This is a genomic window from Sphingobacterium kitahiroshimense, assembly GCF_025961315.1.
Classification (GTDB): Bacteria; Bacteroidota; Bacteroidia; order Sphingobacteriales; family Sphingobacteriaceae; genus Sphingobacterium; species Sphingobacterium anhuiense.
Window position 1 is genome coordinate 2478700 of the sequence record NZ_JAOQNK010000001.1, and the last position, 12182, is coordinate 2490881.

General features: G+C 35.5%; 9 protein-coding genes. 4 read left to right on the forward strand and 5 right to left on the reverse strand.

Annotated features, from left to right (window positions below; translation table 11 throughout):
- The first annotated feature begins 97 nt into the window (after window positions 1-97).
- Window positions 98-682, forward strand: a complete 585-nt coding sequence (locus M2265_RS11220; protein WP_021188691.1) for a thymidine kinase — start codon at window positions 98-100, stop codon at window positions 680-682.
- A gap of 213 nt (window positions 683-895) precedes the next feature.
- Here M2265_RS11220 and M2265_RS11225 read toward each other — a convergent pair whose 3' ends face one another.
- Both M2265_RS11225 and M2265_RS11230 read right to left on the reverse strand, forming a co-directional pair.
- Complete coding sequence (locus M2265_RS11225) at window positions 896-1414, reverse strand: glutathione peroxidase (protein ID WP_132772090.1); 519 nt, start codon at window positions 1412-1414, stop codon at window positions 896-898.
- Between the two features lie 9 nt (window positions 1415-1423).
- Window positions 1424-2290 carry an N-acetylglucosamine kinase gene (locus M2265_RS11230; RefSeq protein ID WP_132772058.1) on the reverse strand — a complete coding sequence of 289 codons (867 nt, stop codon included), beginning with the start codon at window positions 2288-2290 and terminating at the stop codon, window positions 1424-1426.
- 207 nt (window positions 2291-2497) lie between these two features.
- Between M2265_RS11230 and M2265_RS11235 the strand changes: the two genes are divergently transcribed.
- Window positions 2498-4231 carry a M61 family metallopeptidase gene (locus M2265_RS11235; RefSeq protein WP_132772059.1) on the forward strand — a complete coding sequence of 578 codons (1734 nt, stop codon included), beginning with the start codon at window positions 2498-2500 and terminating at the stop codon, window positions 4229-4231.
- A 58-nt stretch (window positions 4232-4289) separates the two neighbouring features.
- Here M2265_RS11235 and M2265_RS11240 read toward each other — a convergent pair whose 3' ends face one another.
- On the reverse strand, window positions 4290-4790 hold the full coding sequence (locus M2265_RS11240; protein WP_132772060.1) for a hypothetical protein: 501 nt from the start codon (window positions 4788-4790) through the stop codon (window positions 4290-4292).
- 190 nt (window positions 4791-4980) lie between these two features.
- On the opposite strand from M2265_RS11240, the gene M2265_RS11245 reads away from it, so the two are divergent.
- A complete protein-coding gene (locus tag M2265_RS11245) occupies window positions 4981-6747 on the forward strand; it encodes an AMP-dependent synthetase/ligase (protein WP_132772061.1) in 1767 nt (588 codons plus the stop codon).
- A gap of 69 nt (window positions 6748-6816) precedes the next feature.
- A complete protein-coding gene (locus M2265_RS11250; protein ID WP_021188696.1) occupies window positions 6817-7818 on the forward strand; it encodes a YihY/virulence factor BrkB family protein in 1002 nt (333 codons plus the stop codon).
- Window positions 7819-7875: 57 nt separating this feature from the next.
- On the opposite strand, the gene M2265_RS11255 is transcribed toward M2265_RS11250, so the two are convergent.
- Both M2265_RS11255 and cls read right to left on the reverse strand, forming a co-directional pair.
- Complete coding sequence (locus M2265_RS11255; protein ID WP_132772062.1) at window positions 7876-10602, reverse strand: carboxypeptidase regulatory-like domain-containing protein; 2727 nt, start codon at window positions 10600-10602, stop codon at window positions 7876-7878.
- A gap of 91 nt (window positions 10603-10693) precedes the next feature.
- Window positions 10694-12181 carry a cardiolipin synthase gene (gene cls / locus M2265_RS11260; RefSeq protein ID WP_132772063.1) on the reverse strand — a complete coding sequence of 496 codons (1488 nt, stop codon included), beginning with the start codon at window positions 12179-12181 and terminating at the stop codon, window positions 10694-10696.
- Window position 12182: the final 1 nt, after the last annotated feature.

Below are 12182 nucleotides of genomic sequence, written 5' to 3' on the forward strand. Positions count from 1 at the left end.
GATATTAGCAGGACTTAAGTAGTATTATTTTATTTAAAAAATCAGATTTAATACTGATTGAAAGTAATATTCAATTTATTGATTTTAATTCATTTAAATGCTTTTTTCTGAACATAATTTCACACAAAGGGGCCCAGCATACGGGAGTATCGAAGTGATATGCGGTTCGATGTTTTCCGGTAAGACCGAAGAACTCATCCGTAGACTAAAACGGGCACAATATGCTAAACTCCATGTCGAAATTTTCAAACCGGCAGTAGACAAAAGATATGATGATCGTTTAGTTGTTTCGCACGACAGCAACAGTATACCATCTACCCCTGTTGAACACTCCTCTTCTATTTTATTGCTGAGCAATGATACTCAGGTTGTCGGTATAGATGAAGCGCAATTTTTTGATGAAGGTTTGACAGAGGTATGTGTCAATTTGGCAAATAAAGGAATTCGTGTCATAGTTGCAGGTCTAGATATGGATTTTAAAGCACAACCTTTCGGTCCTATACCCCATATAATGGCAATTGCCGAACATGTAACAAAAGTACATGCCGTATGCATGCAATGCGGAGCGCCTGCAAATTACTCTTTCAGGACTTCTACAGATACAAAAACAGTACTTTTGGGTGAAAAAGAAGCTTACGAAGCAAGATGTAGGAGATGTTACTATAATTTAACAAATTATTAACATTTACTTAATATATGATGGCCTATTTTGGCATTACCTTTGTATAACTATAATAACAAGATAATAACAGCTAGTAATAGCTACAAAATACTTTTCATAATTTAGGTTTATAATTGGTTAGTTAAAGTCCACCCTCCCAAGGTGGACTTTCTTTTTTACAATCTAATTTCACAAAAAAAAACCAAGAAGATTTACTTCCTGGTTTCTCAATTTCTATTTCTTCACCCAATTGACAATTTCATCTGCAAGTGGATTAACTGCCGAACGATAGCGATGAACCAGCTTTCCGTTCTCATCGATTAGAAACTTTTCAAAGTTCCACTTGATATCACCTTTGAAATCCGGATTATCTTGCGAAGTCAGGTATTTAAATAAAGGATCAATCTGATCACCTTTTACTTCAACCTTCTCTGCCATTAAAAACTCTACACCATAGTTTTGTTCGCAAAATTCCTGAATATCTCCATTCGTACCAGGTTCTTGATTCCCAAAATTGTTCGCCGGAAACCCAATGATCACCAAATCATTTCCATACTCCGAATACAATGCTTGCAGATCTTTATACTGTTTAGTAAAGCCACATTTTGAGGCTGTATTGACTATTAAAATTTTCTTCCCTTTAAAAGACGACATTTTAACATCTTTACCATCGAGACTTTTAAAACTATAATCGTAAATGCTAGGATTTCCAAATATCATGGAAAAACAAGCAATAATCGTTGATAAAATCATCATGTTATTTTAAAAATTAATAAGTGAACTTTTTTCTCTTTCTATCACAAAATCAAACAATTCATTGATCGGTGATTTCAATATTTTTCCAATTTTAATATTATATCCATTACAGACATCACGTAATATCAGATCCAGATAATAAGCAATTGATCCCACAAAGTGACACTCGTAATCCTGATAATTCTGATAAGTTAATACACAAGTCTGTACATATTCCTCGAAACCCGAACGAATAATTTCATCTATAAACGGATGCGTAATATTCGCAGATAAAAATGGTGCAAATGAAGCCAAATAAGCATTCGGTCTCTCCTTTTGGTACACATTCTTAATAACGATCTCCTTTGTTATGCGATAATTCTCTGCAAAATTCTCTGACAGATCCTTAGGCAATCGACCATAAAGAAACAATGTAATTAACTTTTTGCCAAACCAGGCACCCGATCCCTCATCTCCCAGCACATATCCATTTCCATGGTTAGAGGGTTGCACCTCCTGTCCATCAAAAAAACTAATATCAGAGCCAGTACCCAATGTGGCAATATACCCTTTATTAGTACCACAAGTCGCTAAAGCACTACCTACAAGATCGTTCTCAACCGAAATAAAAGCATTTTCAAACAAAGGAGTCAGCGCATTGGAAACCATTTCCCTACGATCTGGAGATATACAACCTGCGCCATAGAAATAAAGTTCCGTTATTTCATTCGCATAAGGTATTATCTCAGGTATTTCTTTAATTACTCGGGTTATTTCTTTATCGTTTACAAAAAAAGGATTAAGCCCATTTGTCGAAAAAGACAAAGGTGGACTATCTGGAAGCTCTAATTTCCAGTCTGACTTAGAAGAACCGCTATCAACGACTAAAATCATAAATTATAAGATTATGCTACATCGAGCGTATCAAATATACAAAATTTTCAAGTTTAAATTAACCAAAGATGTAGCCATAAAATAAAATGGCCTACCATTACAAAACATTACGTCAAATAATTTTGTATAACCCTCATAACCTTGTACTTTTGCATACCACAAATAAATTTTGAACTGGTATAGCTATCAGTTATTTAACGCTTTAAAATGATTGAAAAAAGTAATTATACGTCAAAAATACATTTTGATGTTTCCTTTAGTGAGCCTCAAGCACATTACGCAGCCGTAAAAATGTCCATCAAAGAAATTCAGTCTGATTTTATTGATGTTAAAATGCCCGTTTGGTCCCCAGGATCCTACCTAGTACGCGAATATTCTAAACAAGTAGAACGATTCTCTGTTGATGATCAAGTAGGATATGAAAAAATAAGCAAAAATACTTGGCGTATATTTACCAAAAATAAAAGCTCAATTGTTATCAACTACCATATCTATGGTTTTGAAACATCCGTTCGTACTAATTTTATCAATGACGAGCATGCCTTTATAGTACCGACTGCAACCTTTTTACATATAGACGGCAACATTGACAGCCCAGTAACTGTTACCATCAGACCCGCTGAAAACTGGAGCAGTATTTCAACAGGTCTTGAACAAATCGATACGCATACTTTTTATGCACCCGATTTTGATATTCTTTACGATTCACCCTTTGAAGTCGGTAATCAAGATATTTGGACCATTCAAGCTTCCAACGTAGAGCATGAATTTGCCATGGTAGGTGGTGGTACTTATGACAAAGAACGATTAAGTGCCGATGTCAAAAAAATAGTCGAAGAAGAAACCCGCATCTGGGGTTCTAACCCCAATAAAAGATACGTCTTCATTACACATAACTACCAATCCGGAGGCGGAGGATTAGAACATCTCAATTCGACCGTACTGGGAGCATCAAGGACAGCATATAGTAACGAAGGATCGTACAAGACATACCTCAGCCTAATTGCCCATGAGTATTTCCATTTATGGAATGTTAAACGACTTCGTCCCAAAGCATTGGGACCATTTAACTATGATCAGGAAAATTACACCACGGGGCTGTGGATTATGGAGGGCTTTACCTCATACTACGATAACCTGATCATCAAAAGATGTGGTTTCTTCTCAGAACTAGAATATCTGAATCTACTAGCAAATGATTTCACAACAGTACTGAATCGTCCTGGACATCACATACAATCAGGCGCAGAAGCAAGCTTTGATGCCTGGATCAAATATTATAGACAAGATGAAAATTCACCTAATTCAAGTATATCCTATTATAATAAAGGAGCTATGCTCACGGTGTTGCTGGATTTAAAAATTATAGCAGCTTCAAAAGGAACAAAAAAATTAGATCATGTATTAAAAGAAGCATATAACCATTTCTATTTAGATCAGAACAGGGGTTTTGAAGAAAATGAATTTCAGCGACTCGTAGAAGAATTTACAGGTATATCCGTTTCCGATATCTTCAAAGCTGCACACGAAAATGGTGAACTTGACTATAATGCATATTTCAACCTAGTAGGTTATGAGATCATAGACATTAATGCAGAAAGCAAAACTTTAGGAATTGGAATAAGTCATCAAAAAAATGATGGGATTCAAACCGTTACTGCAGTAGAGCGAGGTTCGGGAGCTTGGGATGGAGGATTAAATGTCCGTGATGAATTAATAGCCATCAATGGCATCAGACTCGACCTCAAAGATAAAGAATACGACTATTTTATGCAGCATAGCAATGAAGGAGATATATTAAATATTTTAATAGCAAGAGATGGTATTATAAAAGAACTGAAAATTGAGATACGGGCGGCCAATAAAAAATTATTCCGTATACAACCCCTCAAAGAACAATCGGAAGAGCAAAAACAATTAGCAGAATTCTGGTTATCATAAAAATGCAAAAAGGTCACTCGATTTATCAAGTGACCTTTTTTGTTTTATTAGAGGATATCTAAAATTTATATCGAAATGAAAAACCGATTGGATCTATAAGCTTGATAGTACTCGATTGCAAGAAATCAAAATAAGGTTTAACATCCAAAGAAACCTGGAAAGGAGTTTCAGGAATATTATATTCAATCCCTATAATTCCATCAATACTAAGCGCCAGCTCCGAATCATATTCAACACGTTTTCCATCAATCGTTTTGTCTTTTTCCTTATAAGACCCCAGGCCACCACCAAATCCATAATACCAATTAAAACCACCTGATATAGGCTTATAATATTCGTACAATCCAACAACTCTAAAACGTCTATAATTTGAGTTGCTCTGAATGCTCAAAAGCCCTTCGAAAGCTCGGTCATTTGAAAGTGTATGTCTATAGGTAATTCCCTGAGCAGAACCAAAACGAGCCCCAATTGCCCCTTTTGAATCTAATTGCGCGGAAGCTTCGTTCGATACGCCCAATAAGCCAACTGTCACTCCAAAGATCCAAGATAATTTTTTCATATTTAACGTGCCTATTTGTTTTTCAATTTATTCGTTCAAAGTTAATATCAATAATTAAACGACGCAAATACTAAATTGTTATTAACTATTTTAAATATAAAAAATGTACATCAAAACATTTTTCATATATTAGATTGTATTTGAATACTTAGTAATAAACCAATTAAGCAAATATTTTAAATATTTCATTATGGCACAACAAAGTAGAATTTTTGACCTCATCACAAATTATAAATCCGAGTTCTCCGATAAAACGATTATTGCTGGACGCGATAAAAATGGTCGTTGGAAAACCTACTTGACCACTGAATTCATTGATAAAATAAATAGTCTCAGCAGAGCGCTAATAAGTATCGGCTTAATAAAAGGAGATCGAGTTGCCCTGATGTCCGGAAACCGTCCTGAATGGAGTATCATTGATTTTGCCTGTAATCAATTGGGTATTGCACTTGTACCGCTGTATCCTACATTAGCTCCACAGGACCTATCCTATATTGTCAATGATGCAGAAGCTAAATTGATATTCGTCAGTAATGCCGAGCTTGCTGCACGTGTTGACACAGCATTAAAAGATCATCAATTAACAATTCCGCTCTATACTTTTGAGAAGACTGAACATCATAAAGATCTAGAATCCTTATATCAAATTGGTGACACATTGGATACAGATCTAAAGCCTTACAATGACGCTATACAGGAAGATGATCTACTCACGTTAATCTACACATCAGGTACCACCGGTAAACCGAAAGGAGTATACTTATCCCATAAAAATATTTTAAGTAATGTACTCGCCTGCTACCATCTCATAAGACCCGATTTTAAAAAAGCGATCAGCTTTTTACCCTTATGTCATATTTTTGAACGGATGGTTGTATACATGTATTATTCAAAAGGTATAGAGATCTATTTTTGTGAAACACTGGACAATGTTGTTGTGGATATCAATGAAGTTAAACCGGATCTTTTTACCACTGTACCGCGGGTACTCGAAAAAGTATATGATAAAATCGTTGCGAAAGGAAAAGACCTAACTGGAATCAAAAAATCACTGTTCATGTGGGCATTAAACCTTGGCCTTCGTTACCAAGAGCCAACAAAAAACAGCGCTTGGTACAATTTTCAATTAGCCATTGCTCGAAAATTAATCTTTTCAAAATGGAAAGAAGCCCTTGGTGGTAACATAAAAATTATTGTTTCTGGTGGTGCAGCTCTTCAGGAAAGATTAGCGCGTGTATTCTGGGCTTCTGATATGAAAGTATTAGAAGGGTATGGTCTAACCGAAACATCTCCAGTTATAGCAGTCAACACATTTTTTGACACGGGTATCAAATTCGGAACAGTTGGTCGGCCTCTGAAAAATTTAGAAGTAAAAATAGCTCAAGATGGAGAGATCTTAGTAAAAGGACCAAGTGTCACCTCTGGCTATTACAAAAATGATGAAGCGACAAAAGAATCATTTGATGAAAACGGATTCTTCAAAACAGGCGATATTGGCGAAATATCGGCTGATGGATTTCTGAAAATTACAGACCGTAAAAAAGAAATGTTCAAAACAGCAGGTGGCAAGTACATCGCACCACAGCCTATTGAAACAAAACTAATGGAATCTACCCTCATTGCACAAATTATGGTCGTGGGAGAAAATAGAAAATTTCCATCAGCTTTAATCGTTCCCGCTTTTGAAGAAATCGAAAAATGGATGAAACATAAAGGCATTCCTGTAGGTTCCAAAGAAGAGATCGTTACAAATCAAAAAGTAATCGAAAAATATAATCAAGAAATCGACAGGTTATCTACAGAATTCGGTCACTGGGAAAAAGTCAAAAAAATTATCTTACTTCCTAGAGAATGGACCATCAACGATGGTCAGTTAACACCAAAATTAAGCTTAAAAAGAAAAGTCATTCTCAAAGAGTTTGATGAGAAAATTGAGAAGCTCTATCAGGAAAATTAGAAAAAATACCCTCTATCTAAAAAATAGAGGGTATTTTTGAAATAAAATTTGTTTATCCGCCATCATATTATGAAAGAAGTATACTTTAAAGATTTATTGACCCCTACCTACTGGAAACAAGTTTTAAGATTAGTTTATGATGCCTTTAATGGCTTTATGGACGACAACTGTATGAAAAAAAGTGCATCATTAGCCTACTACACGGTGTTTTCTATTGGTCCATTATTGATGATCGTGATCTGGTGTATCGGTTTCTTTTATGGACAGCATTTGAGTAAAGAAACTACTGGACAAAAGGAAGTTTTTGATGAGCTAATGGTCTTATTCGGAGCAGATGTTACAAAACAAATTCAATCCTTTATCGAAAAAATAAACTTTGAAAATAAATCTAATTTAGGAATTACTATTGGTATTGTAACCCTTATTATTAGTGCTACAACAATATTTGTCGACATTCAGGATTCTATTAATCAAATCTGGAAAGTGAAACCCAAACCAAAAAAAGGCTGGTTAAAATTAATTATTAACAGGCTCATCTCCTTCTCGATTATTATTGCATTAGGTTTCCTCCTTATCGCTTCATTAATGATCAATGGCGTCATTGCAGCAGTTACAAATCTTGTGCTACAATATTTTCCTTTTATCCCGATTACATTAATTGACTGGATCAATACCAGTGTCACGTTTATCATTATCACGACGCTCTTTGGCTTCATATTTTCATTTTTGCCAGATGCAAAGGTGAAATTTAAAGATATACTTGGTGGAGCAATCTTTACAGCTTTATTGTTCATGTTAGGTCGCTATTTTATATCGCTATACTTGACTTTATCCTCAACAGCAAGTTTGTACGGCGCCGCAGGTTCAATCATCGTTATGTTATTGTGGATATACTACTCTGCAGCAATTTTATATTTTGGCGCTGAATTCACCAAGTTCTATGCTCAAAAATTAGGTGGCGGTATTGAACCTTCCTCATTCGCTGTTGTTATCGAACAAACAGAACGCATTAAAAAAGTTGGCGAAGAAGCCGATTCCAAAGAAGGAGAAATTCTTCATGTTCTAAAATAAAAAAAGGGTGCACTTTATAACAAAATGCACCCTTCTATAATAATATTGATTACTTCCTTATGGAGTAACGTTATAACGAATCACTTTTCGACCCACATTACCTGTTTCATCCATACCTTCCACAATGACTTTATATTGTCCATTTCCATCAGCATTATAGAATTCTAAAGCAGCCTCACCCGTTTCAGTAACCTTAACTTTTGGATTCCAATAAATTGTTGTCCTCAAATCATTCACAGCTTTACTTTCTGGTGTTTCATATTTTGGCTCATAAAACTTTCTTTCTTTTATATAACCCAAAGGAAACAGATCAATCACATTTGATTTTGGTAATAATTTTTCAATTTCCGTCAATGACATTCTAGGTTTTTTCTCTACTTTCTTCGTATAGATAGACACAACTCCATTATTCTGGTACATTCTGGAAACAGTTCCGAGGTCATCTTTTAGGAAAATCTCAATTCCTTCAATATCCGGAACATTAATACTATTTAATCCTGGTTCATCGATTGCCATTCCATTTAAGAAAAATTGAACGGGCACCCGACTTCCACTATTATAAGATCGTGTAACATAGTATTTCTGCGTCTGCGAATCGTAAGTAATACCAGTCAACAATGTGTTCAGACACATCGTCAATACATTACATCCTGATAAACGCTCTGCATCAATACGATGTTCAGGCATCGACAATCCTGAAATGGAAGGAAAATCTCTGTTGGTGATCACCTTTTTCTGCACACCAGTAACCGCGACCTCATCCAAAAGAATAGATTTACGATATTCCTTTTTGCTATTTTCTAGATACGGAACCATTGCCCGATCAATATTCATGACAAAATTATTCTTATAAGCATTGTTTTTATCAATCTCCGGAAAATAAGTCTGATCCATATTAATCACCATACTGCGGTAATTATCATTTCCCCGGGCATTAACAGTAACTTTTGAAGAATCTGTAAATACAAGATCTTTAAATAGGAAACGCCCTTTATCATCTGTATAAGTATCTTTACGAATACTCTTAGAAGGAATAGATAAGAGTAAGCCCCCATTCGGCACAGTTCTACCCGTGTTCAGTCTTAACGTTCCACCAATCTCAATTCCCTGTTCAGGCATAAATGATAGTACAGGAAGTTTCTCAGCCACCAGGTCTTGATAATCAAATCGACGGAATCCTTGTGTCATTAATAAAGCATCCAATGCTTTATCGCGATTCACATTCTTTTCATCAAAATACGTATTTGGACTTTCAATATATCCCTTCAGATCAGAAGTCAACAAGAAATTACTGACAATTGATAAATCCTGATTATCATCATAAGGAACTTTAGATTCATCAATAACAGAAATGGAATAACTACCCGGGTATTTTTTACCGTTATTAAGTACAGAAAGTTTCAGATTAACCTTTTCCTTCGCTTTAAACTGTTCCTTATTGACCGCTAAATTGATATCCAGTAGTTTCTCACTTTTAACAAAAGTAAGACGTTCACTGATCACCTTACCTTCGGGAGTCATCAAGGTTACTTGAGCAATACCATTAGGAAGACGTTCCTTCGGAATAGTAATCAATGCTGTTGCACTTTTCAAGTTCGCCTGTGCCGCATATACGAGATGACCGTTTGATTGTACCAGCACATAGAACGATTGATTTGGATTTTTAGCAAAATCTTCTTCACTCGTCACAATCGCCATATTCAGATTTGTTTCATCTTGTTTTACAAAAACAACATTCGCTTTATTCTGAACCACTTCCGGCAATTTAAACTTTCGTTCCTGACCATTAGCAAATGTAATCGAGGCTACATATTTTTCATTTGGGAGAGGTAAAAGACTAAAAAATCCCATACCTAAGCCTAAATCTGAAAATTCTGCGACTTGTTTTCCTTTACCGTCCAAGATACGGCCCTTAACAGCAATACCTTTTCCATCGGCAGAAACAGCCTTAAAAGCAACGTTTTTAGCGATTCCAGCTAATAGATCACCCCCTTCAGGAAAGAATTGAACATCGGCATCCCACAAGGCATTTTTTAAGGAAAATGTACTCTTTAATGGCTTGTCGTTCTTATTCTCTTGAAGTGAGACTTCCAGATATGCCTTTTTCAGGATTTCTTTATCTTTAGCACTTAAATTCACAGTGACCTTACCCATATTATCCGTTTCACCTTTGCCATCAGCAATGGTTTCCCATCCAGAAATCATAGACCAATTCACTTTCGAATTAATCAATAGCTTACCAACAGCATCTCTAAATTGAATAACAGCCTGACTTTTAGCTGCATTCTGATCATTGTTAACAAATGTAATATCAGTGATTAGTTTTTTACTAATAGCATCTCCAATAGGAACCACTTTATTATAAAAATAATCCGATGAAAAGTTACCCATCCATTTCGTGTACGCTCGAAATCGATAATTGTCCTGCGCCAGGTACTGCGGATCCAAAACAAGATAACCATCTCCCACTCCCTTATCCAACGGAATCCTTAACGTTTGAATCAGCGAATCTCTGCTATTAAGAATCTCAACATATGTAACCTTACTCGGTTCATACTCCGCAAGATTGCGTGATAAGTAACTGTTAAACCACAACGTATCACCTACCGCATAATATGGTTTATCAAAGTGAAGATGCACTTTTTCAACAGGAAATACTTGAAATAACTTTTGTACTCTTTCGACTATTGTATTGATAGGTAGTGTAGCTTCGGTTGTCTGGGCAACGGCATGCTTTACTCCACAAACCCCCATCGTAAGCGTCAATAATTTTATATACTTCATCTAATACTATTGGTAATTAAAATAGAATAGATAAATATATTCAATTTTAATTAGATATCGGAAGTATCACAAGTTTTTAACATTTTTTAGGCTATAATAAAGGTGCCAAAAGCCGGCATAAAGAATCAATACCCCTTTTCCATTTTTTTCGATGTGCCCAGATGTACAAAGTAATCAGATCAGATGCCTCCTTATCAATTTCAAATTGATTTTCAAGACGTTTACAATAAGCCTCATCAGAAACAATACTTGCTATTTCATAATTGATGTAGAAACTCCGCATATCGAGGTTTACAGTCCCTACGAAAGCCAATTGACCATCAATACATACTGTCTTAGCATGGATAAAACCTTTCTTATACAGATAAACCTGCACACCACGTTGCAAAAGAGGCTTCAAAAAGGAAAAAGAAGCATGTTGTACAATATAAGAATCGGCTTTCTCTGGGAGCATCAGCTCCACTCTTACCCCAGAGGAAACAGCTATCTCCAAAGCCGTAGATAACTGCTCACTCGGTATAAAATAAGGCGTACACAATTGAATGCTTTCCTTTGCATCATTGATCGCCAATATGATAGCTTCCATATTAAAAGGACCAAGGGACCCTGGATCACTAGAAGAAAATGCAACAGCGGCACGCTCAGGAATGTGCGGTACACTAAAATTTAAATATTCATCAGTCAATAAAAAGGGTTCACCTTCAGTTTGATTCCAACTGTTCCAAAATTGGATCTGTAGATTATTAACTGCTATTCCTTCTACAGCCATTGCAGTATCTCTCCAATAATCAATGTGATCCGGAGTATTGATATATCGATCAGAAATATTAATTCCCCCCACAAAACCATATTGACAATCAATCACTACAATCTTTCTGTGATTTCGATAATTACTATTTGCTAAAGAAGTAAAATTGACTGGTAAAAATGCAACAAAAGGATAACCAGGTGGATTTTTAACTAAATATTTGATCACATCAGGAGAACCAAAACTATCCAGTATTAGTCGCACTTTTACCCCCGCTTTTGCCTTTTCTTCCAAAATTTCAAGCACCTGACGACCAATATTGTCCAATTCAAAAATATAGTATTCCAGGTGTATGGAATGTTTTGCTTCTCGAAGTCTTTTTAATAAAACTGGAAATTTCTCCTCGCCATTGATAAACAATTCGACCCTATTATTTAAAGAGAAAAAAGATAATTTTTGGTTTTTCAGATAGTCAAAAACGCGGGATAAAGTTCCTATTTTTTCATGAATTGTTTCCAGTTGCTCGTCCATTCGTATTAAACTTTCCTGCCATGCTGCTAACAGTTTTGTGTTCTGCTCGCGATTAATATGTTGCAGTCGCCTAACTTTTCTAAATTTTTGTCCGAATAGATAATATAGAACCAATCCAATACCTGGAAGAAATACAATAACCATTACCCATGAAATCGTCTTCGTTGGATTCCTATTTTCAATCAGTATTGTACTTATTATCCCAAAATATAACACAAATAAGGGAAGCCAATACCAATTTAATAGCCATTGCCACAATTGGTTCCAATCTATTTCAATCTCATTAAAGAAGTTTTGCATA

Coding starts and splice junctions, on each gene's coding strand:
- M2265_RS11225 (WP_132772090.1), bottom strand. CDS start 1,414: ATGATTTTATCAACGATTATTGCTTGTTTTTCCATGATATTTGGAAAT.
- M2265_RS11240 (WP_132772060.1), bottom strand. CDS start 4,790: ATGAAAAAATTATCTTGGATCTTTGGAGTGACAGTTGGCTTATTGGGC.
- M2265_RS11245 (WP_132772061.1), top strand. CDS start 4,981: ATGGCACAACAAAGTAGAATTTTTGACCTCATCACAAATTATAAATCC.
- M2265_RS11255 (WP_132772062.1), bottom strand. CDS start 10,602: ATGAAGTATATAAAATTATTGACGCTTACGATGGGGGTTTGTGGAGTA.
- M2265_RS11250 (WP_021188696.1), top strand. CDS start 6,817: ATGAAAGAAGTATACTTTAAAGATTTATTGACCCCTACCTACTGGAAA.
- M2265_RS11235 (WP_132772059.1), top strand. CDS start 2,498: ATGATTGAAAAAAGTAATTATACGTCAAAAATACATTTTGATGTTTCC.
- M2265_RS11230 (WP_132772058.1), bottom strand. CDS start 2,290: ATGATTTTAGTCGTTGATAGCGGTTCTTCTAAGTCAGACTGGAAATTA.
- cls (WP_132772063.1), bottom strand. CDS start 12,181: ATGCAAAACTTCTTTAATGAGATTGAAATAGATTGGAACCAATTGTGG.
- M2265_RS11220 (WP_021188691.1), top strand. CDS start 98: ATGCTTTTTTCTGAACATAATTTCACACAAAGGGGCCCAGCATACGGG.